At 46.7% G+C, this 23,291-nt stretch carries 25 protein-coding genes; 19 read left to right on the top strand and 6 right to left on the bottom strand.

Translation table 11 applies throughout. The features are described 5' to 3' along the window. Position 1 precedes the first annotated feature (1 nt). The 9 genes from accA (at position 2) to ACKTT9_RS28365 (ending at position 7,807) form a co-directional block, all read left to right on the top strand. Positions 2–1,015, top strand: a complete 1,014-nt coding sequence (gene accA / locus ACKTT9_RS28405) for an acetyl-CoA carboxylase carboxyl transferase subunit alpha (RefSeq protein WP_407868571.1) — start codon at positions 2–4, stop codon at positions 1,013–1,015. A 49-nt stretch (positions 1,016–1,064) separates the two neighbouring features. Next, entirely contained in the window at positions 1,065–1,577 is a 513-nt protein-coding gene (gene accB / locus ACKTT9_RS28400; protein ID WP_407868570.1) for an acetyl-CoA carboxylase biotin carboxyl carrier protein, read from the top strand. Beyond that, positions 1,574–2,950, top strand: coding sequence for an acetyl-CoA carboxylase biotin carboxylase subunit (gene accC / locus ACKTT9_RS28395; protein ID WP_407868569.1), 1,377 nt, complete (start codon positions 1,574–1,576; stop codon positions 2,948–2,950). Before accB ends, accC begins: the two co-directional genes overlap by 4 nt. A gap of 39 nt (positions 2,951–2,989) precedes the next feature. Continuing rightward, positions 2,990–3,790 (top strand): hypothetical protein, encoded by an 801-nt coding sequence (locus tag ACKTT9_RS28390; protein WP_407868568.1) that lies wholly within the window; start codon positions 2,990–2,992, stop codon positions 3,788–3,790. Positions 3,791–3,792: 2 nt separating this feature from the next. Next, positions 3,793–4,761, top strand: coding sequence for an MBL fold metallo-hydrolase (locus tag ACKTT9_RS28385; RefSeq protein ID WP_407868567.1), 969 nt, complete (start codon positions 3,793–3,795; stop codon positions 4,759–4,761). A gap of 369 nt (positions 4,762–5,130) precedes the next feature. Then, on the top strand, positions 5,131–5,634 hold the full coding sequence (locus tag ACKTT9_RS28380) for a DUF1572 family protein (RefSeq protein WP_407868566.1): 504 nt from the start codon (positions 5,131–5,133) through the stop codon (positions 5,632–5,634). A gap of 98 nt (positions 5,635–5,732) precedes the next feature. After that, complete coding sequence (locus ACKTT9_RS28375) at positions 5,733–6,587, top strand: SDR family oxidoreductase (RefSeq protein ID WP_407868565.1); 855 nt, start codon at positions 5,733–5,735, stop codon at positions 6,585–6,587. A 27-nt stretch (positions 6,588–6,614) separates the two neighbouring features. After that, positions 6,615–7,145, top strand: a complete 531-nt coding sequence (locus ACKTT9_RS28370) for a hypothetical protein (protein ID WP_407868564.1) — start codon at positions 6,615–6,617, stop codon at positions 7,143–7,145. Between the two features lie 59 nt (positions 7,146–7,204). Beyond that, a complete protein-coding gene (locus ACKTT9_RS28365) occupies positions 7,205–7,807 on the top strand; it encodes a DUF1003 domain-containing protein (protein ID WP_407868563.1) in 603 nt (200 codons plus the stop codon). Positions 7,808–7,878: 71 nt separating this feature from the next. Here ACKTT9_RS28365 and ACKTT9_RS28360 read toward each other — a convergent pair whose 3' ends face one another. Beyond that, positions 7,879–8,526 (bottom strand): GntR family transcriptional regulator, encoded by a 648-nt coding sequence (locus tag ACKTT9_RS28360; protein WP_407868562.1) that lies wholly within the window; start codon positions 8,524–8,526, stop codon positions 7,879–7,881. Positions 8,527–8,724: 198 nt separating this feature from the next. On the opposite strand from ACKTT9_RS28360, the gene ACKTT9_RS28355 reads away from it, so the two are divergent. Then, positions 8,725–9,360, top strand: coding sequence for an NAD(P)H-dependent oxidoreductase (locus ACKTT9_RS28355; RefSeq protein ID WP_407868561.1), 636 nt, complete (start codon positions 8,725–8,727; stop codon positions 9,358–9,360). A 111-nt stretch (positions 9,361–9,471) separates the two neighbouring features. Continuing rightward, complete coding sequence (locus ACKTT9_RS28350; RefSeq protein ID WP_407868560.1) at positions 9,472–9,813, top strand: cupin domain-containing protein; 342 nt, start codon at positions 9,472–9,474, stop codon at positions 9,811–9,813. Positions 9,814–10,055: 242 nt separating this feature from the next. On the opposite strand, the gene ACKTT9_RS28345 is transcribed toward ACKTT9_RS28350, so the two are convergent. Together ACKTT9_RS28345 and ACKTT9_RS28340 are read right to left on the bottom strand one after the other, a co-directional pair. Further along, positions 10,056–10,571: a dihydrofolate reductase family protein gene (locus tag ACKTT9_RS28345; protein ID WP_407868559.1), complete on the bottom strand. Its 516-nt coding sequence runs from the start codon at positions 10,569–10,571 to the stop codon at positions 10,056–10,058. Further along, positions 10,568–11,467: an alpha/beta fold hydrolase gene (locus tag ACKTT9_RS28340; RefSeq protein ID WP_407868558.1), complete on the bottom strand. Its 900-nt coding sequence runs from the start codon at positions 11,465–11,467 to the stop codon at positions 10,568–10,570. The genes ACKTT9_RS28345 and ACKTT9_RS28340 overlap by 4 nt, the downstream gene beginning before the upstream one ends. Before the next feature lie 262 nt (positions 11,468–11,729). On the opposite strand from ACKTT9_RS28340, the gene ACKTT9_RS28335 reads away from it, so the two are divergent. Then, entirely contained in the window at positions 11,730–12,065 is a 336-nt protein-coding gene (locus tag ACKTT9_RS28335) for a winged helix-turn-helix transcriptional regulator (RefSeq protein WP_407868557.1), read from the top strand. On the opposite strand, the gene ACKTT9_RS28330 is transcribed toward ACKTT9_RS28335, so the two are convergent. Continuing rightward, a complete protein-coding gene (locus ACKTT9_RS28330) occupies positions 12,062–12,394 on the bottom strand; it encodes a helix-turn-helix domain-containing protein (protein WP_157318613.1) in 333 nt (110 codons plus the stop codon). The two genes, ACKTT9_RS28335 and ACKTT9_RS28330, sit on opposite strands and share 4 nt — an antisense overlap. Before the next feature lie 119 nt (positions 12,395–12,513). Between ACKTT9_RS28330 and ACKTT9_RS28325 the strand changes: the two genes are divergently transcribed. The 7 genes from ACKTT9_RS28325 (at position 12,514) to ACKTT9_RS28295 (ending at position 20,627) form a co-directional block, all read left to right on the top strand. Next, positions 12,514–12,984, top strand: coding sequence for a DUF4267 domain-containing protein (locus ACKTT9_RS28325; protein WP_407868556.1), 471 nt, complete (start codon positions 12,514–12,516; stop codon positions 12,982–12,984). A 21-nt stretch (positions 12,985–13,005) separates the two neighbouring features. Further along, positions 13,006–13,449, top strand: coding sequence for a DUF2269 family protein (locus ACKTT9_RS28320; RefSeq protein ID WP_407868555.1), 444 nt, complete (start codon positions 13,006–13,008; stop codon positions 13,447–13,449). A gap of 199 nt (positions 13,450–13,648) precedes the next feature. Next, on the top strand, positions 13,649–14,614 hold the full coding sequence (locus tag ACKTT9_RS28315; RefSeq protein ID WP_407868554.1) for an ABC transporter permease: 966 nt from the start codon (positions 13,649–13,651) through the stop codon (positions 14,612–14,614). A gap of 16 nt (positions 14,615–14,630) precedes the next feature. Next, the gene (locus ACKTT9_RS28310) at positions 14,631–15,506 is read left to right on the top strand and encodes a carbohydrate ABC transporter permease (RefSeq protein WP_407868553.1); all 876 of its coding nucleotides are present in this window, start codon (positions 14,631–14,633) and stop codon (positions 15,504–15,506) included. A gap of 39 nt (positions 15,507–15,545) precedes the next feature. Next, complete coding sequence (locus ACKTT9_RS28305) at positions 15,546–17,054, top strand: extracellular solute-binding protein (protein ID WP_407868552.1); 1,509 nt, start codon at positions 15,546–15,548, stop codon at positions 17,052–17,054. Positions 17,055–17,143: 89 nt separating this feature from the next. Continuing rightward, complete coding sequence (locus tag ACKTT9_RS28300; RefSeq protein ID WP_407868551.1) at positions 17,144–19,438, top strand: helix-turn-helix domain-containing protein; 2,295 nt, start codon at positions 17,144–17,146, stop codon at positions 19,436–19,438. 31 nt (positions 19,439–19,469) lie between these two features. Further along, on the top strand, positions 19,470–20,627 hold the full coding sequence (locus ACKTT9_RS28295) for an enolase C-terminal domain-like protein (RefSeq protein ID WP_407868550.1): 1,158 nt from the start codon (positions 19,470–19,472) through the stop codon (positions 20,625–20,627). Between the two features lie 690 nt (positions 20,628–21,317). Here the strand turns inward: ACKTT9_RS28295 and ACKTT9_RS28290 are convergent. Together ACKTT9_RS28290 and ACKTT9_RS28285 are read right to left on the bottom strand one after the other, a co-directional pair. Beyond that, complete coding sequence (locus tag ACKTT9_RS28290; RefSeq protein WP_407868549.1) at positions 21,318–22,133, bottom strand: class I SAM-dependent methyltransferase; 816 nt, start codon at positions 22,131–22,133, stop codon at positions 21,318–21,320. A gap of 122 nt (positions 22,134–22,255) precedes the next feature. Further along, positions 22,256–23,101 carry an alpha/beta hydrolase gene (locus tag ACKTT9_RS28285; RefSeq protein WP_407868548.1) on the bottom strand — a complete coding sequence of 282 codons (846 nt, stop codon included), beginning with the start codon at positions 23,099–23,101 and terminating at the stop codon, positions 22,256–22,258. Between the last annotated feature and the right edge of the window lie 190 nt (positions 23,102–23,291).

Here is a 23,291-nt window from a genome sequence, read left to right as displayed (position 1 = left end):
AATGCGTAATGATCTGCCTTTTGAACAAACGCTTACGGAGCTTCGCGGTAAAATTGAAGATTTGCGATCTTTTTCCACGGATAAAAATATGGATTTTCAGCATGAAATCTCCGTCCTTGAAGAGCGCTTCGACACTTTGAAGGATGAAATTTACAATAATTTGACAGCGGCTCAAAAGATGCAGATCGCCCGGCATCCGGGGCGTCCCACAACACTTGATTATATACGGCACATGTTTACAGATTTTTTCGAAATGCAAGGGGACCGATTGTTTGGAGATGACCAGGCCATTGTAGGCGGTATTGCTAAATTAAACGGTATCCCAGTGACCGTTATCGGTCACCAAAAGGGAAGAAATACGAAGGAGAATCTGAGCCGAAACTTCGGAATGCCCCATCCGGAAGGCTTCCGTAAGGCACTGCGCCTGATGCACCAAGCCAATCGGTTTAACCGTCCGCTTATTACTTTTATAGATACGCCAGGTGCTTTTCCAGGTGAAGCAGCCGAGGAGCGGGGGCAATCCGAAGCAATTGCCCGTAATCTATATGAGATGTCCAAGCTCGACATCCCTGTCATTTGCATCGTCATCGGGGAGGGAGGCAGCGGCGGTGCTTTGGCACTTGGTGTAGGGAACAGAGTCATGATGCTGGAGCATGCCATTTATTCGGTTGCTTCACCGAATGCGGCTGCGGCCATTTTGTGGAAAGATGCGTCCAAGGCGGAACAAGCTGCAGGAGCAATGAAAATTACGGCGCAAGATTTACAGGAACTTGGAATCATCGATGACATCATCCCCGAACCGTCTCCTGCCAGTCTGGAAGTACAAGCGGCTCTCATGAAAAATGCCGTCCTTCGACATCTGCGTGTGCTGCAATTCATGGACAAAAAACAATTGCGTGAAGACCGCTATAAGAAATTCCGCAAGATGGGAACTTTCACGTTCGATACAAGTGAACCGAACATTCATAAGCATAGTATCCAAGTTATGCATACCGAAATTTTAATCAACGTGTAATCCTTAGGATAGATGACATAAGGATACGTCGGATGAAGGAGAATGCAGCATGCTGAGCTTTAAGGAAATTAGCGACCTAATCAAGACTGTCGATGCTAGTTCTATCGAGGAGCTGGAGTTGGAAAAGGATGGCATGCGTTTAAAGATCTCCACACAAAATAAGACGAGAGCTGGGGTTACGGCACCAACGGATTACCGTCCCGTTTCTCCAGTGACACAGATTCAAGCCTCTTCGCAAGAGAGGGAACCTTCTGTTATGCAAACGGCAGATTCTGTTGAAGCATTGAGTTTTGCGCGTCCTTTGATGGATGTGAAAACGGAACTCAAACCGATCGTATCGCCTATGGTTGGAACCTTCTACCACGCGCCTTCACCTGATAAACCGGCATTCGTAAAAGTAGGCGAACAGGTGAAAGAAAGGACGGTCGTGTGCATCTTGGAAGCTATGAAGCTGATGAATGAAATCGAGGCGGAATGTGCAGGCGAAATTGTGCAGATTCTTGTGGAAAACGGCCAACTCGTGGAATACGGGCAGCCGATGTTTCTGGTGAAGCCAATATGAGTGAGGTTCGACAGTTTCGAAAAGTGGTTATCGCCAATCGCGGGGAAATCGCCGTACGTATTATCCGAGCTTGCAAAGAGCTTGGCATTCAATCGGTGGCTGTTTATTCGGAAGCGGATCGTGACGCGCTGCATGTACAATTGGCGGATGAAGCCTACTGTATCGGCCCCTTCGCTTCGAAGGACAGCTATCTTCGTTTCGACAATTTGATCAGTGTGGCGATGTTGACAGGGGCGGATGCTATCCATCCCGGTTATGGCTTCCTGGCTGAGAATGCTGATTTCGCTGAACTGTGTTCGAGCGTGAATATGACGTTTATCGGACCTTCCGCGTCTGCTATTGCCAGGATGGGAGATAAGTCTTCAGCCAAGATGACGATGAAAGAGGCGCAAGTCCCCGTTATTCCGGGGTCGGACGGCATCGTCGATTCCACCGAGGAAGCGATCCGGATCGCACGGGACATCGGTTATCCGGTCATTATTAAAGCGACAGCCGGTGGCGGAGGCAAGGGAATTCGCGTCGTTCACGACGAAGATGAACTGATCCGCCAGGTAGCGGCTGCCAAGCAGGAAGCTCAGATGGCGTTCGGCAATGCGGGCGTGTATTTGGAGAAGTTTCTGACCGGGATGAAACATGTGGAGATTCAAATCATGGCGGACCAGCACGGCAATGTGGTGCATTTGGGTGAAAGAGATTGCTCCATTCAGCGCAGGCGCCAGAAGCTTGTGGAAGAATCCCCGTGCCCAACGTTGACAGCGGAAATACGCAGACGAATGGGCGAGGCGGCGGTACGAGCTGCCAAATCGGTGAACTATGTCGGGGCGGGGACATTGGAATTTCTGCTCGGTGAGGACGGCAGCTTTTATTTCATGGAGATGAACACGAGAATTCAAGTGGAGCATCCCGTGACTGAAATGGTTACCGGCGTGGACATCGTGCAGGAAATGATTCGTGTAGCGGAAGGAAATCAGCTCTCATTTCGCCAGGAAGATGTGGAAATTCGAGGCTGCGCCATCGAGTGCAGGATTAATGCGGAAGATCCTGCACGAAATTTCATGCCGTCGCCGGGCAGAATTCAATTTTATTTGCCGCCAGGTGGGTTTGGTGTTCGTGTCGACAGCGCTGTCTATGTGGATTACAGCATTCCTCCACATTATGATTCCATGATTGCCAAACTCATTGTGTGGGGCAAAAATCGGAATGATGCCATCGCAAGAATGCAGCGTGCGCTTGGTGAATTTTTTATTGAGGGTGTACGCACGACGATTCCTTTTCATCAGAGTCTTTTGCAGCATCCGGTATTTGCTAGTGGAAGTTTTGATATCAAGTTCTTGGAAGAATACGATGTGAACACAGCGGGTGACACGCCGTAACCGGGGCTAGGGCTGCTAATCAAGATGGAATGGTGCAGAATGAAAGTATACGGATTGTACGGCAAAAGTGGAACCGGCAAGAGTTACAAATCCAGCGAGATTATTGCTCTCTATCAGATTGACGCTGTGGTGGATGACGGTATTCTCATTATGGGCAAACAACGTGTAGCAGGGAAATCGGCGAAAAATGAACGCACCGCGTATGCAGCTACGAAAACAGCTATTTTTTTCACAGACGCCCATCGCCTTCAAGTATATAATTATATTGTGAGGTCCGGGATTAAGAAGATTTTAGTGATTGGTACGTCCAAGAAAATGGTGGAGAAAATCGCACAGCGTTTGAATTTGCCAAGTGCCATTGAATGGCTGCCTATCGAATCCTTCCAATCGGAGGAAGAGTTGAAATTGGCTGGAGAACGCCGGCGTATCGGGTATCATGTGATTCCCATTCTGCCGGATGACGTCGAGAAAACGTATGTAGGTTGGTTTAGCAAGCAGACCATATATTTTGGCAAACAGAGAGAAGAAGTTATCCTGGTGAAGCCGGCGTTCTCTAGGGATAAAATAACCATATACCCGCAATGCATAAGGGATATCGTCACGCTTTCGGCAGATCCCATGCTGCAAGTTCATTCTATTCAAGTCGATAGGAATAAAGTATTCATTAAATTGTCTTTGCAGCGAGGGTGCTCGATCGAGTCGCTTCAAAATTGGAAAGAACATGTGACAGCCGTCTTGCATTATTCCTTGAATATTTCATATGAAGTCAACATTGCCTGGATGTCCATCCATAAAGAAAAAATAAACAAGCCTGAACAAGCTAGAAGGAGATTGAAATAGCTTTGATAATAACGGAAGCAGGGTGTACGGTGTATCCGATTGTCGTTCCGACTCCACGCAGCTTGCGCACCTTTAACTTTTATCTGCTTGAGGAAGCGGGTTCGCTCACTTTGATTGATGCTGGGGTCAATTCCGAAGAGTGCTGGACGGCATTTTTAACAGCGATGGCCGTTAATCGGTTGGCCATGAAAGATTTGGATCGGATTATCGTTACACATAGCCATCAAGATCATATCGGGATTATCAATAGAATTACTTTCGATCATGACATTCCCATCTATGCTCATCACGAATCGCTTCACAGGCTGAAGAGAGACAGGGATTTTTTACAGTTTAGGATTCAATTTTTCGGAGAGTTATATGAATCCTTGGGTTGTGGCGACTTAGGTTTACAGCAAGTGGAAAAATTAAAAGAAGCTGCTTCAATGAACGAGCATCGAATTGCGGGAGACATTGTTCCGCTATATGACGGAGACACCTTCGCGGACATGCAGGTCATAGAAACCTTGGGCCATTCTCCAGACCACATTGCTCTGTACAATCGAGAGCGGCAATGGCTATTTGCCGGAGATTTGATGATCGGCCATATGTCCAGCAGCGCGCTCATTGAGCCTGATCAGTTTGGACGGCGTACGCCGTCTTTAATTCAGCATGTGGCCTCGCTTCAGAAGTGCTTGCAGCTTCCTATGGTGAAGGTATTTTCCGGACATGGCGAACCCATTTATCTGTATAAGGAATTGATTTCGAAAAGATTACAGCACATTTATCGAAGGGTGAACCGGATTTGGCAGCTGGTTGCTAGCGGAATCTCGATGCCTAGCGAGCTTGGCATGGCCTTATACAAAAACTTGTATATAAGCGATTTTCCTTTCGTGATGGCGGAGATCATCGGGTGTCTGGATTATTTGGAGATGCAAAATAAAGTCGGTAAAAAGCGGATTGGCCAAGTGTGGCATTATTTCGTTTTTTAACACATGGACTGATGAATTGTATCTTGAGTACTATAGTTATATTTCCGGATTTTTGGTAAAATTTGGGGTAATGGAAACCCCGGGAAGCTATAGGGGAACTACAGGCCTCTATTTCGCTGAAAATACATATTTTAACATGCGAGGGGAACTACGGTACTCTATTTTGCCGATTTCACCTGAAAAACCACCATTTGAGAGAAATAAGGTCCTGTAGTTCCCACTCAGTGAGGAAACAGCTCGATTTCTTCAAATAGCGGACGCTAGTTCCTCTTCGAAGTGGATCCAACATAAAAAGGACCGTCCTCGACGGTTTTTTTTGTTTCATCGCGCTTGAATGCTTACAAATAAATGAAATGATGAGGTGTGTTTATGGATATTGCCATCGAGGTTATTGAAAGCATGATGCCCAAGTTCAGATCGGAAATGCGAGGGACTCTTAAGGCGATTGAGCAATTGTCGGAAGAAGATATGACTTGGTCGCCAAATGTTGAAAGCAACAGTATTGCAAATCTAGTTGCACATATTCGTGGATGTGTTCATTCACGGATTGAACAGATCTTTTATGGCACACCCGACACGAGGGATAGAGAAAAAGAGTTTGAAAGAGGGCTTCAAATGTCAAAAGAAGAAGTTTATCAAACGGCTAAGGAAGCATTTGAAATCATCCTTCAATATCTGGAACATCTAAAGTTAAATCCTCATTTGCTGATGTCACAACCTTTTCTCAATCTGCCCCCACTTACATATAGCCAGGTAAACAACCAAACAACCATACTTAACTTAATGATTGCTATGGTAAGAGAAATTCATTATCATACAGGGCAAATTGTGTACATAGCCAAGCTGAGAAAAGGACGCATCGTGTGGCAGTAAAATTTAATTATAAGGATTAACTCACTTGTGGATCGCTTCGGTAAAAGCTATTTTAAAAGTATAGCTCGCAACGAACGAATAGAGAGGAAGATCGGTTGATGAAGATTATTGTCACAGGAGCGACAGGTCAGTTGGGTAATCTGGTTATACAGCATCTGCTTAAAAAAGTACCTGCAAGTCATATTATCGCGGTTGTTCGCAATCTCGAAAAAGCGGCTGCTCTTGCAGCCCTTGGCATTGAAGTTCGCTTGGCAGACTATAGTGTCCCTGAATCTCTACAAAATGCTTTTAGACTTGGAACGAAGCTGCTGTTCATTTCAAGTTCAGAATCCGATGATACGCTGCGCGTCGTTCAACATGCCAATGTCGTGAAAGCAGCCAGAGATCAAAAAATACAACATATTGCGTATACAAGCTTCGCTTTTGCTGAAGACAATCCATTTGCTCGTGTTCATCTCGCTACGGAGAATGCGATTCATACGACTCGGATTCCTTTCACTTTTTTGCGTAACGGAGGGTATACGGAATTTTTTATTAACGCGTCACTTAAAACCTATATAAAGAGCGGTACCATTTTCACTAATACCAATAATGGCAAAATAAATTCGGTTAGTCGCATTGATTTGGCTTTGGCTGCAGCAACCGTTCTGACAGAGGAAGGCCATGAAAATAAGTCATATAACCTCGTGTCCAACACTCCGTGGAGTTTTGATGATTTGGCTGACATCCTTTCGGACATATCTGGTAAAAGCGTGACTCATCAGTCCGTGTCTTATGAAGAGGAGAAGAGCTTGCTTGTTCAGGCGGGGCTGCCGAAATCTTTTGCGGAAACAACGGCTTTTATTTATCGTACCATTGCAGAAGGACAAATGGAGCAAACGACCGATGATCTGCAACAGTTGATTGGGGGTCAGACGCCTATTAAGGAACTTGTTGAAAAAGCTTTGCAGTAGTGTAGCCCAATATATGCGGAGGGGAAATTGCAAATATTTAAGACCATTCTAATGCTTATTCTAATCTGCATGAGTGTTTCTGGATGTAAAAGCAAGACAGTAGAAGAAGCATTTTATAAAAATCATAAAAAAGAAAGTCGTGAAATCGTTTATCAAGGCTCAGTTATGGAAAGGCCTTTTATTCTATACAAGGCTCTTTTTGATAGTGGAAGTGTGGGTATTGGTTTGGCTGTTTTTGATGGCAGTGATCATGAAGGTTGGAGTCTTAGCAGTAGTAACGCCATGACGGATGGAAGTAAATTTCTAGTAGATGCACAAGGAATCAACTTTAAAGATAATGTTAGAAGATATTTCATTTACGGATACATAGATGATCCCGAAATTAGTAAGATAGAAATCATTGATAAGTACAATCAAGTGATAACGGGAACGATCATTCAAACGAACTGGAAGAGAGTATTTTACAGTTTAGTTGAAATGAACGAATTAAGATTAACAGCGTATGACAAGGACAATAGGATGATCACGGAAATTCCTCGAATAACAACCCACGATTAGGTTAAAAATAAATTTGGTGGAATCATGCACTAATCGTGTACAAGGATGGAATTCGAGAAATGAACAAAAAGAATATGGAAAACGATGACTTTTTTGATGAGGCTTCTATCATTCAAGGGTTTGATATTGAGCTTAGTGAATCGAATGCGCTGCGTATAGACAGATTGGTTGACGAGTATGAAAAAAGCATCCTGAATCGAGTCGATGAAGAGTATTCGGAAAATACAACGATTTCCGATCGGCTCGCCGATAGCATTGCCAAGTTCGGTGGAAGCTGGACTTTCATCGGTTGCTTTGGTGCAGTGCTGGTCGTATGGATGATTTGGAATACGCTTCCTTTCATCAAACCTCTTCACTTTGACGAACCTCCATTTATCCTGCTGAACCTGTGCTTATCTTTTCTTGCAGCTTTTCAAGCGCCTATCATTATGATGAGCCAGAATCGGCAAAGTGCCAGAGATAAACACGAGTCGGTTATCGATTTCGCCATTAATTATAAAGCAGAGCAGGAAATTGATGATATTCAAAAACATCTGCACCGTATGGAGGAAGATGATTTAAATACGTTAGAACAGTTTAATGGCGAGTTGTTGGAGATTAAAAAGCTTCTTGCTTCAATAGAATCTAGGCTTTCTAGTCTTGATATAAAGAAAAAAGAATGAATTTGCCGCTGAATTGCAGCGATATTATAAAAAGCGTAAGGGACGTACCGTGCCCTTTACGCTTTTTGACGTTATATGCGGCCTAACCGGATCATCCGTTCACGGTTATGGTCATGGGAGGTTTTGATAATTCGACGCATTTCCGTCCAATCCTTGGCGGCAATGGTGTCATAGAGCGCTTGATTCACACGATTGCCGGAGTAGTGTGGTTCATGCGGCGTGATTTTAAAATTAATGGTCGCATAGAGCACGATTTTATCTATATAAAGCTCCATCATCTTGAGCATAGCGCTATTGTTCAGGATGCTGATGAAATAGTACGCAAATTGTAATGTGTATTTGACATAGAGGTAGTAAGCACCTTGCTCTGTCGCTTCCAATTGCAGATCGAGGCATTCCTTGAGCTTCTTGAGGTCCGGCACCTCGCCGTGGGTTTCGATATGCTCCAAGGCCAGCTGCTGAAACGCATACAGAATCTCCATGATATCCATCGCTTCTTTCAGGGAGGGCTCCTTGACCAGGACGCCGCGCTTCTTCAGAGAAACGACCAGTCCGTCGTGCTCTAATTGCGTAATCGCGCTTCGCACCGGCGTTCGGCTCATGTTGAGGAAATCGGCCAGTTCATTTTCAGATAAGAGCGTGCCGGGCATGAACTCTCCCAGCATGATTTGTCTATGAATATAATCATAGGCAGTTTGAATCAAGGATACGGAAGCCATATGCTTGCTAGTCCTCTCGCACGATGTTTTGGGGTGGACCCGCGTGTCTACCATGTATCATATGCGATCAAAAGAAGATTTCGCAAGTAAAGGTTTCTTTACAAAATGACATTTCAACTTCAAAAAGGGATGTCACATTTTGAATCTCCCAGTTGTCTTACTAGTGTTTATGAAGCAAACAAAAGGAGATTAAGTAAAATGGCGAAGGTATTGTATATTACAGCCCACCCTGATCACCAGAATTCCTATAGTTTATCCGTCGGAGATGAGTTTATTAAGGCGTACAGAGAAGCTAATCCCCATGACGTAGTGCTGTATCTTGATCTCTACCAAATGAACATTCCACAAATTGATTCGGATGTCTGCAACGGCTGGGGAAAATTAAGTTCTGGCACCCCGTTTCATCAATTGAAAAAAGAAGAACAAAACAAATTAAATCGGATGGGCGAATTGGTAGATCAATTTGTTGATGCGGATAAATATGTGTTCGTCAATCCCATGTGGAATTTTTCATTCCCACCCGTAATGAAAGCCTACATTGATTCGATTTGTGTTGCTGGAAAAACTTTTAAATATACGAACAATGGTCCTATTGGGCTGTTAAAAGATAAAAAGGCTGTACATATTCAGGCAAGCGGCAATTTTTACGCACAAGGAGGGCCATTTGCAGAATTTGAAATCGGTCATCGTCACTTAAAAAAGATTATGGAATTTTTTGCAGTCCCCTCGTTTGAAGGCATCTTTATAGAAGGCGTTGCTGCAAAGGCTGATCAAGCACCGGCCATTAAAGAGAAATCCATCCAATACGCGCGTGAGTTGGCTCAAAAGTTTTAAGACAAAACCCGTTGCCGAAGCCATCTCGGAGAAGGAATGCCGCTTTGAATTTTTATTCATCTTTATGTATAATGATTCTCTATTGAAACAACGGAGAAGGAGCATATCGAGATGAAAATAAGCAAGCAAAATGCGGAACATTATTTGTGGGGAGATCAATGTGACGGTTGGCATTTAGTTCAAAAAAATGAGTTAAGCGTCATTCATGAAAGGATGCCAGCGAATACATCAGAGGTCAAACATTATCATCAGCAATCCCGTCAATTTTTCTTCGTTCTGTCAGGTATTGGAACTATGGAAATGGAGGGAAAAGAGATTGTCCTCCATCCACAAGAAGGAGTCGAAGTTCCTCCATTAGTCCCTCATCAAATGTTTAATAAATCCAATGAGGACGTTGAATTTCTAGTCATTTCGCAACCAATAAGCAAAGGCGACCGGATAGTCGTCGATTAAGTTAAGATTAGTTTAAACAATCTTTTCACTTTCCTTTTATTGGGATCAACTGCATACTTAAATTGAATCTTTGCAGAAATGACGGGGCACGACCATCAGAACAAGAGCTTGAAGACTACTGCAACTGGCGTAAAAATCCTTTAGCTGCTATTCCTCAATGGCTATCTATAAAAGCTGTGAAAGTGTAGTTGAGTAACACACAAGAACCGCGTCCTAAAAGGCGCGGTTTTCGTGTTCATCCCTTACATATGATGATCAATCGCATAGTGCACTTGAACGACGCCGCTGCCGAGCGACTTGAAGTTCAACAATTCCACCTCTTTGTATTGGTATTTCTCTGTATCAATTAATAAATTGAGACCTTTACCTTCAAGTACTGGCGCGATATTGAATATGAGTTCATCAACAAGCCCTTGACTCAGGAAAGCATTGTGAAGGTCCGCACCTCCCGAAATGAGGGCAGTTGGATAGCCTTTATCCCGCAGGTAGCTTAAAGCGTCGCTTGGCGAGCTTACGACCGTCACACCGGGGATTTCTTTTACGCTCCCTGATACAACGACGATATCCATTTCGGAAAAATAGCCGCCACTGCCGCTTGCTTGCATCCCTTCAAATGTACGTCTTCCGACAATGAAATTTCCTGCTTCTCTAGCATGTGCTGCAAAATCGCCGAGTGCTTCCTCTTTTGGCGGGTGATTCGGACTCGATTGCGCGTAGTTGCCGTTACCAGTTAATGTTGCCCATAAAATTGTTTTCATCGTATAACCTCCTGTGTTTGTTGCGCTGTCCGTTTAAGGACTCTGCGAATGGATGCGGTCACCCGATCTGGCCGATCTTCCTGCACATAGTGGAAGGCGTCGGCTAACGACTCGGTTTCATTCATTTTCAAATAACTCTGCCATTTGGACATCTCTTCAAGTGGAAAGCCCGCGCTATCTTTCGTTCCCCACAGAATCTGAGTTGGCAAATGGGATAAAACCGGAAGTTTCTTCTCGATCTCCTCAAGCCAAGGACGTGCCTTTCGGATCTGCCTCGGGAATACCCAGGTAGGTTTCCGTGATGTTGGCGTTGGGAATGGATCGGTATAGGCCTTTCTCAAGGTATTCGTAACTTTCTCGGTATGATGGATTCCATGTGGAACAATTTTCTTAGCAAAAAAGTTTTGCCTTGTTTGCAGCCAATAACCGATTGGCCATCCCCCCATCGCTAACGAGAATAGCTTCATCGCGGGGAGTGTTGCCGGCCATGCCCATGTATTCATAAGGACAATTCCGCGCAAATTCTTATGGTGTTTGACGGCGTAATTGAACCCTATCGGACCTCCCCAATCTTGCACGACTAGTACGAGGTCTCTGAGATCTAAGCGCCGGATGAATTCGGCGACCGCCTCCGAATGCTCCTGAGGTGTGTAGCCATAGCCGGAAGGAGCCCGTGACATCCCGAGTCCTGGGTAATCCAGTGCAATAAGCCGACATTCACCACTCAACTCTTTGATGACATTCCGGTAAAGATACGACCAGGTGGGATTTCCGTGTAGAAGAAGAATGACGGGGCCTTGCCCCTCGTCAACGTAATGAATCATGCCATCGCGATACGGCATCCAGTTGTCCTTGAACGGATACTCCGATGGATCTACATCAAATGGTCTTTGCATATGTGCCTCCAATCAGCCTTTTCAGGCAAAGTTTAAATGGTATAGATTAAATGACCGAATATTCAGATTATTAAAACGGTACAAAGCCCTGATCCTATCGCTTAATCGCCCTGGTTGCGCGCACCACGCAGGGGTTGAAATCGATATGAAGTAGAATCTTATATTTCTGCTCTTCAATAAGACTACAGTACTGTGGTACATTTGAAAAGTAGTTACAATAAGGTGCAATAGTTTCACAAAATGAACTATGGAGGAAACGTGCATGTTGGATCGTTCTTGTATCGAAGCCATTGATCCTCTGCTCGAAATCTTGGATGGTAAATGGACACTTCCTCTTTTGTTGGAGTTGTTCGTCGGCACCAGGCGATTCGGAGAGTTGCGGCGAAGGTTGCACCCGATAAGCCCGAAGACATTAACAGATCGACTGAGGGTACTAGAGGAAAAAGGCATTATTACGCGCACGCTATACCCCGGGGTTCCCCTACATGTAGAATATGAGCTAACGGAGCGCGGGTGGGAACTGCAGCCTATTTTTGCAGCTATGTGGGCTTGGGTTAAGGAAAATGACTTAAACGCAAACAAAAAGAACCAGCTTTAAGACGCTGGTTCTTTTTGTTTGCGTTCATTATGTTTTTCTCCCCAAGCACACATGATTTCTGCAACAGGGACCAATGTCCGGCCATATTCACTAAGCGAATATTCTACTTTTGGAGGGACGGTAGGGTATACCGTTCTTTGGATCACGCCTTCTTGTTCTAGATCACGAAGATGTTGTGTGAGCATTTTTTGCGAGACATCAGGTATTAGCTTTTCCAGATCGCTATACCTCTTGGTGGATTCCACCAAATTCCATAAGATCGTTGGTTTCCACTTCCCACCTAAAACATGAATGACCGTCTCGATGGGACACTCGCGCTGATGAATCATTGATATATCACACCCTTACTTTTAAGTATGTGGCGTACTTTAAAGTGCGTTCTTAACAGAATAATAGTCCCGCTGTACAATAAAGTCAATCAAATAAATTGGAAAAAGGAGACAAAAAAATGAGCACATCGAATTGGGGATTAAAGTCAGTATCGTTTTGGTTAGTGGGGGTTGTTACGCTGTTGATGTTGTTTTTAGGAGTAAAAGGTTTTATCACACCTGAAGCGGCGATTCGGGATTTTGGCCTCCCTCTGCATGATGTTTCTGATAAATATCTTGTTCATATTAAAGCAGATCGTGATCTGTTTATTGGTATCTTCCTGTTAGCTTTAATGGTACTCCGAATGAGAAAAGCAATGCTCGTTGTCATGCTAACTTCTATAGTAATGCCTATTATCGATGCCCTATTGGTGTTAACAAATGCCGCAGATAAAACGCCTTCTTGGATCCATATTGTTACAGCCGTATACGGACTTGTCGTAGGTTGGATGTTATATCGAGAAGAGCAGCGTGCCCGGATCGCGAATACGGAAACAACGATAAGTACGAAAACCGCAACTATCAAAACAATATCCTCATTAGAAGCTTAAGTCAAAAGTAGGGGGCCGTACATGTATATTTACCTGTTGTTCGTCCATATCGTTTCCGCCATAACAGCTATGGCTGCAGTCATCTGCTACCCTTTAATTATGAGCAGCGCCAGAACAACAGGTCAAGCCAAGTTCGCGCTCGCACTGTTGGAGAAGACGGCGATCCTCCCTAAGCTAGGTGGTACATTGCTGCTGCTTACAGGTTTGGCCCTTGGCTTTCTTGAAACCTCTTTGTTCAAAGAGCTGTGGTATTTGCTCTCGATTGTCATCTTCCTAGTCATTCTCGTCATTTTTGCCGGACTCATTCCGGCGGGCATTAAGCAGCAGCTTACACTGCTGCAGAAGACGCCGGGCGATGATTTGCCTGGTGCGTACAGACAAAGTCGCAGGCGATCTGCCTGGTTGGAAGTGATTGCAAATCTTGCTGCATTCATCGTCATTTTGCTAATGGTGTTTAAACCGTAGTGATAAAAAAGAAGAACAGGCTGCTATCTTTACAGATAAGCGACTTGTTCTTCTTTTTCATTGTAGTGAGCGAAAAGCCAGTAATGACGCGGATTTTCCCTGAGAAAAAAAGTCTAATTGCGGCAAGAACGCTATTCTCGTAGGCTGTGAGTATCAATTCGAACACCAAGAGACGCGAGAGGAGGTGTACAATAAAAGAATGAACAGTGAACTCAGTCAACACGTACCGTCGGAACTTGGGTCACCTGCAACCAAGCAGCGATCACGGATTTGGGCTATTATGAAACGCGATAAATTTCTGTATATGTTGGCACTGCCGGGCATTCTGTTTATGATCTTGTTCAAGTATGTACCGATGTGGGGCATCATTATTGCATTTCAAAATTACTCACCGTACAGAGGTGTGCTTGGAAGCGATTGGGTGGGGCTGGAGCACTTTATCCGTTTTTTTTCCAACCCTGATTTTATGATGTTGTTCCGCAACACGATGGCGATTAATTTGATGAATTTGGTCTTTTATTTTCCGCTGCCGATCATCATCGCTTTGCTGCTGAATGAGGTCATGAGCAAGCCCTTCAAGAAGCTGATCCAATCCATCGTTTATTTGCCGCACTTTTTGTCCTGGGTCATCATTGTAGGAATCACGATTCTGATGTTGACGCGCACAGATGGATCGATCAACAACCTGCTGGTGTATTTCGGCTTTTCCAAAATTGATTTTTTGACAAACCCGAAATTGTTCTGGATCTTGCTTACGGTGCAATCGATCTGGAAGGAAGCGGGCTGGGGCACGATCATTTTCCTGGCGGCTATTGCCGGGTTGGATACACAGTTATACGAAGCAGCCAAAATCGACGGAGCTAAGCGATTGCGGCAGATTTGGCACATTACGCTACCAGGAATCCGCAGTGTGATTCTCATCTTACTCATTTTACGAATAGGAAATATTATGGATGTTGGTTTTGAACAAGTATTCCTAATGGGGAATGGGGCGGTATCGACCGTAGGCGAGGTTTTTGATACGTATGTGTACCGGCTCGGTATTCAACAAGGTCAGTTCAGCTTCAGTACGGCTGTCGGGCTTTTCAAGTCGGTGGTTGGACTGGTGCTGGTCGTCATCGCCAACAAGCTGGCCAAACGGTTCGGCGAAGAAGGCGTGTATTAAGGAAGGAGGATGAAGAATGAGAAAGAGCACGAAGGACCTCTTTCCGATTATTAACTACACGGTGTTGGCTCTTATTGGGCTAGTGACGTTGTTCCCGCTTTATTATGTTGTCGTCGTTTCGTTTATGGACCCATCGGAATACTTGAAGGGAGGGCTCCGGCTGTTTCCCTCTACGTGGTCGCTGGCTTCCTACAAATATTTGCTGTCGACAAAGTCTTTCCTGAACGCCTCGATGATCAGCGGTTTCTTGGCGATTGTCGGCACCTTCTGCAGCTTGGTCATTACGGCGGCGCTTTCTTACGCACTTTCGCGAAGAAGAATGCCGGCACGTCGGGCGATTCTGTTGTTAATTCTGCTGACGACACTCTTCAACCCGGGGATGATTCCACCGTATTTGCTCATACGCGATTTGCACTTGATCAACAGCATCTGGGCACTAATCATCCCGGTATTGACGAGCGGCTGGTATGTCATTCTGATGAAGGGTTTCTTCGACAGCATTCCAGATAGCCTTGAGGAAGCGGCTCAGATGGATGGCTGCAATGATATCGGGATCTGGTTCCGAATTATTTTACCATTATCGCTGCCATCGTTAGCGGCGTTCGGGCTTTTCTATGCGGTCAGCTACTGGAACACTTTTTTCTCGGCTGTGTTATACATGACCGATGCTTCGAAATGGCCGCTGCAAGTTCTGCTGCAGAACATGTTGATCGATTCGTCTACGGCGGCAGGAGGAGGCGCTGCACAGGAGCTGATGAACGAGCAGTCCATTCCTCCGGAGACTTTGAAGATGGCTGCTGTCGTCATTGCGACAGTCCCGATTTTATTTGTTTATCCGTTTCTGCAGAAACATTTCGCCAAGGGTGTCATGGTAGGTTCAATCAAAGGGTAATGAGGCAAATATCCGACTATGGATCAGGGGGTTTTTCATTTGTTACAACGTAAACATGGTATAGTAAAAAGTGCAACGATTTTGACGGCGGTCGCTCTAGCCATAACGGGCTGCGGAGGTGGCGATGCTGCAAAATCTTCCCAGAAAGTGACCGAGATTTCGATCATGACGAACTTCAGCACACCGGAACCGCCGGGCGCCGACAATGTGATCGTCCAGGAAATCGGCAAGCGTACGAATACGAAGTTAAATATTCAATGGGTTTCGTCCAATAACTATGCGGAAAAAACGAAGGTGACGCTGGCTTCCGGCGATATCCCGGATCTGATGTTCGTTCTGGATCCATTCGACCCGCTTGTCATGCAGATGGCAAAGGAAGGTGCATTCTGGGAGCTTACACCTGATCTGGTGAAGGCTTACCCGAATTTGGCAGCTTACCCGTCAGCTGTTTGGCAAAGCTCCAAGATGCAGGATGGCAAAAACTATGGTATTCCTGCGGTTCGCCCAATGGGCGGGTGGTCTTTTATCAATATTCGTAAAGACTGGTTGGACAAGCTTGGTATGAAAATGCCAGAGACGATGGATGAATTATTCGAAACGATGAAGGCTTTTACATATAAAGATCCAGACGGCAATGGCAAGCAGGACACATTTGGACTGGCTGGTAATCAAGGTTCCTTCCTATTTGAGCCGCTTTTTAACTCGACGCAGGGCAAGTGGAAACTGAAAGATGGTAAACTGGCGCATATTTATCTGGAGCCGCAAACCCGTGATGCCATTTTGTATCAAAAGAAGCTGTACGACGAGAAAGTCATTCCCGAAGACTTTGCGGTGCTCAAACTGAGCCAGTTCGAGGATATGGCCAAGTCTAATAAAGCGGGCATGTGGGTTGATACGGTTGAGGCCTCCTGGCGTCCGACAGAAGAACTGCGGAAAACGAATCCCAATGCGGATTTCTTGCCAATGACCTATTTGGTTAGTCCCGAAGGCAAAAAGATGGCGTATCAATGGCGTGGCTTCAATGGTATCTTCCTGATTCCGAAGAAGGTATCCGAGGCGAAGCTGAAAACAATTTTACAATTAATGGACTATGGTTCATCGACGGAAGGTACGGATCTGGCTTGGTATGGCTTTAAAGATGTTCACTATACAGAGAAGGACGGCATAAAGCTGGCCACAGAACAGGCTAAAAAGGATATTGTCTCTCAAAGTGCACTGGGTAAAATATTCAGTCGCGACGAGAAGTACCTCTGGGCTTACCGGACGGGGATGCCTGCTGATGTCTTTGAGCGCAACAAGAAAATCGTAGACGCACGGGAACCGTATCTGGTCGGCGATATTGGCAACGGATTATACTCGGAAACGGCGAGCAAATTTGGAGCAGAGATCGATAAGAAGGTAGATGATCTGCGGGTCAAAGTCATCATGGGCAAGGAACCGATCAGCGCGTGGGATGATTTCGTGAACAATCTGTCCAAGGACCAGAACTTCCAGGCCATTATTAAAGAAGTCAACGATTCGTATCAGAAACGGACAGCAGGTAAATAAAAGACTTCAAAATCAACAGGAAGCGGCTTTTCGGGCATTTGCTCAAGAGCGCGCTTCCTGTATGAGCATAAAAGATGGGATGGATGGGCATGAAGAAGCGGCTAGGAAAAGGATTGCTATTATATCGGGGACACGCATTCCGGCGGAGCTTGCTGCTCATTCTGATTGTCACGACCATTCCCACCTTGCTGATTGCAGTCAGCAGTTATTATATCGGTGTCAGCTACATAGAGCGCGAGGTTGAACGAACGCATAAACTGCAGCTTGATTACACGGTCAAGCAAGTGAGCGATGCACTTGGGCATCTGCAAGTCGGTATGAACCAGTGGACGCTGAATCCGATGAGCGATAAGCTAAGAGGCATTGATTTTAAAGATAATTATGCGTTTAGCAAGGAGTTCTTTGAATCTCTGACTGTTTTGAATAACAGCAGTGCGCTAATTGATCAGTCCTTTGTGTACCTTGAGAACCCGCCACGCCTTATCTCGGATAGCCAAGGTATCCACAAGTTGGAAGAAAGTGGAGCTAAGCCCTACCACGAACTGCTTGCCGTCAAGGAGCGCTTGTTTTGGCGCATGCTCCAGGCACCCGCGCTCGATGGTCTGTTCGTCATTCACAAGCTGCCGGTTATAGGCGAGCCCTTTGGCGTAATCATGGCCCGAATTAACGAGAAGCAGCTTTTAAATTTGGCGGGCTTCGATGCAGGATTGGGCGGTACTGTTTTCATTCTTAATCGAGAAGGAACGCTGCTGTCACGAGATTTGTTTTCGCCTGCCGTTAAAGAGATGAACGAGGCACTCGTTAAGGAGATAAGCGTGAAGCAGGAGAAATCCTCTTCCTTCCGTTGGAGTTGGGGAAATGAGCTTTACGTTGTATCGACGGCGACTATACCGATTACCGGTTGGGAGCTGGTTTCGACCGTGCCGATGTCTGAATTTCTGAAACCGATTGTGCTCGTTTCCCGGCTCATTATGGCGGTGGGGCTGATTAGTTTGTTGTTTGTCCTGCTCAGCTCGTGGTACGCATCCGTCCGGCTAGTCCAACCGCTTCATCGGCTTCTCCGTACGCTGATTTCCCCGGCAGGGCCGGAGCCGCTGCTCGTTCCAAAAGACGAGATCCAGTACATCGAGGAACAATGGCGGAATTTGAGCAGAGAAAGTCATCTGCTGCAGTCCCGGCTGGAAGGGCAGCACTCTTCGCTACGGACGGGGTTCTTGCTGCAATTGGTGCAGGGCCATCTGCAGCTTTTACAGGAGCAGGAGATTACGCAGCGGATGGAGCAGTACGGCTGGGAACCGGAAGGCCAGCAATTTGTCGTGATGGTCGTACAATTGCTGGGTTTCCACCGGCTGCAGGGTTCCTTCCGCGAGGATGAACAGCCGCTCGTAACGTTTGCGGCGGTAAATATTATTGAAGAGCTGACAGGCAATGACAATGTATCCGTCATGAACTTGCATGACTTATCCGTCGGCTTGTTCACGATGTTTCCCCGGGAGGTATCTCCTGCTGAGGTCGCTGAACGGCTAAAGCGGATGGCTTCGGAGATTGGGCACAGTTTGCACCGCATTTTGAAAATGGATACGGTCATCGGACTAGGCCAGCCTGTATCCGCCATCAGCCGTGTTCCGATCGCTTGGGAAGAGGTGCAGCAGGCGCTGCGGCACAGAAAGCTGGATGTACCGAACCAGATTATCGACTTGAACGAACCGATGAGCGAGCACGCGGATTCAAGATATCCCTTCACGTTGGAGCAGGATCTGGTTCATGCGATGGTGAGTGGCCTGGGCGAAGAAAGCCACCGGTTGTTAGGTTTATTTTTCCAAGAGCTGAAGGCGCATGCGAAACGGGAACTGCTTTTGCAGCAGGGCAGTCTTAAGCTTTTGGGAGCTGTGCAGGGGGCTTTGATGCAATCGGACGTGATGCAGGCCGGTTCCCTGTTCGATTGGGGCCAGCTCTATGCGGAGCTGTTGGCACTTAAGGACAGTGACGAGATGCAGGTTTGGTATGCCGCTCGAATCGTGGAACCGTTGATGGCGGAGCTTATGCATCATCAGAACGACAGGGCTCGCGATTTGGTTGAGCGAACGGTTGGGATGATTCGTTCGGAATATCAAACGGATATTTCGTTAGACTCCTGCGCTGACCGCCTCGGCATCTCCTCGTCAGGTCTGAGTAAGCTTTTTCTGCAAGTGACCGGTATGTATTTCGTTGACTACTTGACCAAGACAAGGCTGGATCAGGCCAAAGAGCTGCTTATCGGCTCCGAGCTGAAAATGCAGGAGATCGCCGTACAGGTCGGCTATCAACCGACGTATTTTAACCGGATTTTCAAAAAGATGGAGGGCATGACGCCTAAGGATTTTCGCGAACATAATAAACTATAAACCTTGAGATAAGAAGGGAGTAGAAGTCAACATGATAATGGATCGACTGAGTCAGGTAACGGAGCCGATACGCTCCATTGAGCTTTACCGGTATGACGTGAACGTGCAGCGGACATTCAGTCACGGGGCATGGACCAACCGTATCCATGGATTTATCCGTATTTCAGCGGGGGAACAGAGTGGCTGGGGAGAAAATATTATGGCTGTCAACCGCGAGGAGTTGGATTTGAACGAATGGCTCAGCCCGTTGCGGGATCTGATCGGGATGTCTATCGGGGAAGCGGTACGCACAGTGATGAGCCGGCTTACGGAGCTGGGCTCCAAGCGTGCCGAGATGGTGGAGACAGCACTGCTGGATCTTGCGGGGCAACTGCTCGGTCAGTCCGCTCTTGAGTTGTTGGGGCTGGATGGCAAGGAGCCTGTCCCGGGGTTATTCTGTATCCTGGAGAACGACCCGGAGAAGGTACGCGTGAGGGCGCAAGAGTCTTGGGACCAAGGTTACCGCACCCACCTCAAGGTCAAGCTGTTCGGGGACATCGCTCTGGATAAAAAGGTCGTCGAAGCAGCCCGTGACATCATGGGACCGGAAACGTTTATCGTCGGCGATGTGAACGACGGTTATCGGCCGAAGAAGAGTGAAGATGACCTTGACGGCATCGTGGCTTCACTGCGCATCCTGGAAGAGGCTGGTCTTAATGCCTGCGAAGACCCGGCGAGCATGACCATGCCGCAGTGGATCGAACTGCAGCGTCAGGCTGGTACGCTGCAGCTGCTGCCAGACGCGCCTCTCCGCCCGGCGGTTGAGGCTGCGCGTACGGTAATGGCGGGGATGGGCGGCATCTACAACATCCACCCAGGCTGTGCGGGTTCTCTCATTCATGCGGTAGAGTTGGCCCGCAAGATCCAAAGTTTCGGCGCCAGGCTCATGATTGGTGACGACAGCTTGGTCGGCCCGGCTTGCACGGTCTGGCAGCAGCTCGCGATCGGTCTGTCGGCCGATTGGGTCGAGGCGCTGGAGAAACCGGGCGAGTCGGACGCCTTCGAAACCTGCGTCGTTGCTCAGGTTACCTCAAGGACGGCTGACAGCCAGGTCAACCTGCGCAGCGATTCGCCAGGCTTCGGCCTTGTGCTGGACGCGAAGCAGTTAAGGTCAGTCTGCCGGGATTACGGGCAGATTGGATTAGTTTGACCTTCGTTTCGGCGAAGGGCGAAGGGAACTGTAGGGCGCTATTTCTTTGAATAGCGCCTTTTTATTTGTTGAGGGGGAACTAGGGGCTGCTATTTCGTTCTATTTGGCTGTGATTCAGCCAAATGAGGAGAAATAAGGCCCTGTAGTTCCCCTCGGGTGGCCCGTTATTCGCTATTCGCCGGAATAGCGGACTGTAATTCCTCCAAGTTGGCTGGGCAGCCAACTTAATGGTGGTGAGGTTGCACCTCTCCACCAAACTCCTTAGTAACGCTGAATTGTCAGCGGCGTTACGCGTGCACCCCCATGAAAATTCGCTGATACCGTGCTCTTGAACAAGCTAAATCCAGGGGGAGGATGCAAACTCCCCCCTAAGATTTTAACTACCGCTTTCATCCTCCCGCGGGAGGGAACTACAGGGCGCTATTTCTTCGAATAGCGCCCTTTTTCTAACAGCGAAGGGGAACAAGGGGCCACTATTTTCTCGTATTCGGCTGTGATTCAGCCAATGAGCGGAAATAAGGCCCTGTAGTTCCCCTCAGCCAATCGAACCCCCGCTATTCGCTGAAATAGCGGACTGTAGTTCCTCCAGGTTGGCTGGGCAGCCAACTTAATGGTGGTGAGATTGCATCTCCCCACCAAACTCCTTAATACCACTCCAAATGATAGGGTAGTTTTTCGTAACTACACACCCTACATCTTTCTAAAACGAAATATAACCGCAGGCGGAATATCATACCAATCAAATCTATTATTTTCCAGTTCATCCTTCTCAAAGCTTGGCTCATGCAACCCATCCAGAACAAAACCAGAGCTGAAAAATAAGTTCATATAATAGGCTAAAGGTCTATGAAATAGGAGATGAGGAACAGGCTGACCTTTTATACCTATGGTTTGGCTAGGCTCTGGAGTTAAGTATGTTGAGATTTGGACACTATTTCTTGTGACAATCTCCCCGTTACGGTCTTCGGATTCATGTATTTTTCTTGTAGTTGGCGTTTGGAAACAAGGATGCGGGATGGAGAATACGAAAATCCCGCTCTTTTTTAATAACTGTGAAAGCGCCTTTGTTAAAAAGGTTATATCCGCAATATCCATTAATGCCATATTAGCTACAGCGCCATCATACTTTTCTGTTCCAAGGGTTAGTAATGACTGATAGTTTGTTGCATCAACCACTTGATAGTCTATGCGATTTGTATAGTTAGTTGATCTTAATTTTGCTCGCTCGATCATGTTTGGACTATAGTCGAAAGCAATAACCTCAGCGCCTAAATCAGCCAACCTGCGTGAGAAGTTTCCATTGCCACATGCAATATCCAGCAGTAACTGGCCTTCTTTTACTTCAAGAAGTTCTTCCGTCTTCGGTCTGATAATTTCACGATGGAATCGATTGCTGTGTTCACCCATGTAATTATCCCAAAACGCTGCAATCTCGTCCCATCTTGACTGGGAATCGTCCGTCATTTCATTCCATTTGCTCAGAATATCCACGTCCTTTCCACTCATGTTACAGGCTTATCCAACTCTCATAATACCATATGCTGGTATAAATATCCGTTATCTTCTAGAACTCCAATAACAAATAAAGCCCAAGCGGTATAGGCCTGAGCTTGCATTTGCAGTTCTAATCAGTCACGACCCGCCTCGTACAGCTTCTGTGCTACAACGGCAGGTTTTGTGCGGGTATAGGTAAAATGGTCTCCGTCGCCGACGATCAATCGGAACACACCGAGCCGTGAGGACATATGCGGATTCCAGCCGAAGCCTTCTCCTTGTGGCAACACATTGTCTTGGTAGAAATAGACGTAACTTTTGGGTGTAGGCAGTGTATAGAACACTTTGAGATCTAATTTTTCGAAAAGTGGTTTCGCCGGTTCAGGCTTGACTCCTGTATAAAATCGTTTGGCTTCCTCCAAAGTTGCCAAATTGACGAATAAATCGCGAAACAGCGGAAATGGAAGCAGGATGGTATCGTCCTTCGATCCGGCTCTGAGCTGCTCGAAACCCTCCCTCGTCTGGGGCGGTAACTCGTCGACTAGCGACCCGCCGTCTTTCAGAACAAATGCGTCCCAGAAGACGAGGCGTTTGATGCGGTCTGGTATTTGTTCAGCAACCTTCTGGATGACGGTACCACCGAAGCTGTGTCCTACGAGAACGATATCGCGCAGGTTCAGCTTCGTTATATAATCGACGACAGACTTCGTGATCATCGCATGCGTGACATTTTTGGTCGGATCTGTGCCGTGACCCGCGTATTCCGGCGCATGGACGGTATGCCCCTGACTGCGCAGCACGGCGGCAACGCCGTCCCAGAAATGAGCATCGGCCCAGGATCCATGCACAAGCACGAAAGAAAGCCGCTGCTCAGGCAGGCGATTGATTCCGTCGGATAGGGCGGCGCTGCGCCACGAGAGCCACTCGCTTTCCGCATAGGGGGAATAGTATGGCCAGTGGGGAACAAATCGGTAATACATGTACAAACATCCTCTCAAAATGACATATATCAGCTTATGCCCAATCCGCTTGCATGGTGCTTAAGACAGTTTCGTGCTCTTTTAACCCAGTAAAGCACTTCCGGTCAGAAGTGAAATGACAGTTTTGTGTGATTTTACACCAGTTCTGTTCCTAGAATCTATGCGGACTATCACGTACAATTGGTTTTGT

The organism is Paenibacillus sp. P36, assembly GCF_045866505.1.
GTDB lineage: Bacteria > Bacillota > Bacilli > Paenibacillales > NBRC-103111 > Paenibacillus_E > Paenibacillus_E chondroitinus.
The sequence above is the reverse complement of the archived record's forward strand: the minus strand, read 5'-3'. Positions and strand labels throughout refer to the sequence as shown.

Coding starts and splice junctions, on each gene's coding strand:
- accA (WP_407868571.1), top strand. CDS start 2: ATGCGTAATGATCTGCCTTTTGAACAAACGCTTACGGAGCTTCGCGGT.
- accB (WP_407868570.1), top strand. CDS start 1,065: ATGCTGAGCTTTAAGGAAATTAGCGACCTAATCAAGACTGTCGATGCT.
- accC (WP_407868569.1), top strand. CDS start 1,574: ATGAGTGAGGTTCGACAGTTTCGAAAAGTGGTTATCGCCAATCGCGGG.
- ACKTT9_RS28390 (WP_407868568.1), top strand. CDS start 2,990: ATGAAAGTATACGGATTGTACGGCAAAAGTGGAACCGGCAAGAGTTAC.
- ACKTT9_RS28380 (WP_407868566.1), top strand. CDS start 5,131: ATGGATATTGCCATCGAGGTTATTGAAAGCATGATGCCCAAGTTCAGA.
- ACKTT9_RS28375 (WP_407868565.1), top strand. CDS start 5,733: ATGAAGATTATTGTCACAGGAGCGACAGGTCAGTTGGGTAATCTGGTT.
- ACKTT9_RS28365 (WP_407868563.1), top strand. CDS start 7,205: ATGAACAAAAAGAATATGGAAAACGATGACTTTTTTGATGAGGCTTCT.
- ACKTT9_RS28360 (WP_407868562.1), bottom strand. CDS start 8,526: ATGGCTTCCGTATCCTTGATTCAAACTGCCTATGATTATATTCATAGA.
- ACKTT9_RS28355 (WP_407868561.1), top strand. CDS start 8,725: ATGGCGAAGGTATTGTATATTACAGCCCACCCTGATCACCAGAATTCC.
- ACKTT9_RS28350 (WP_407868560.1), top strand. CDS start 9,472: ATGAAAATAAGCAAGCAAAATGCGGAACATTATTTGTGGGGAGATCAA.
- ACKTT9_RS28345 (WP_407868559.1), bottom strand. CDS start 10,571: ATGAAAACAATTTTATGGGCAACATTAACTGGTAACGGCAACTACGCG.
- ACKTT9_RS28340 (WP_407868558.1), bottom strand. CDS start 11,467: ATGCAAAGACCATTTGATGTAGATCCATCGGAGTATCCGTTCAAGGAC.
- ACKTT9_RS28335 (WP_407868557.1), top strand. CDS start 11,730: ATGTTGGATCGTTCTTGTATCGAAGCCATTGATCCTCTGCTCGAAATC.
- ACKTT9_RS28330 (WP_157318613.1), bottom strand. CDS start 12,394: ATGATTCATCAGCGCGAGTGTCCCATCGAGACGGTCATTCATGTTTTA.
- ACKTT9_RS28325 (WP_407868556.1), top strand. CDS start 12,514: ATGAGCACATCGAATTGGGGATTAAAGTCAGTATCGTTTTGGTTAGTG.
- ACKTT9_RS28320 (WP_407868555.1), top strand. CDS start 13,006: ATGTATATTTACCTGTTGTTCGTCCATATCGTTTCCGCCATAACAGCT.
- ACKTT9_RS28315 (WP_407868554.1), top strand. CDS start 13,649: ATGAACAGTGAACTCAGTCAACACGTACCGTCGGAACTTGGGTCACCT.
- ACKTT9_RS28310 (WP_407868553.1), top strand. CDS start 14,631: ATGAGAAAGAGCACGAAGGACCTCTTTCCGATTATTAACTACACGGTG.
- ACKTT9_RS28300 (WP_407868551.1), top strand. CDS start 17,144: ATGAAGAAGCGGCTAGGAAAAGGATTGCTATTATATCGGGGACACGCA.
- ACKTT9_RS28295 (WP_407868550.1), top strand. CDS start 19,470: ATGATAATGGATCGACTGAGTCAGGTAACGGAGCCGATACGCTCCATT.
- ACKTT9_RS28290 (WP_407868549.1), bottom strand. CDS start 22,133: ATGAGTGGAAAGGACGTGGATATTCTGAGCAAATGGAATGAAATGACG.
- ACKTT9_RS28285 (WP_407868548.1), bottom strand. CDS start 23,101: ATGTATTACCGATTTGTTCCCCACTGGCCATACTATTCCCCCTATGCG.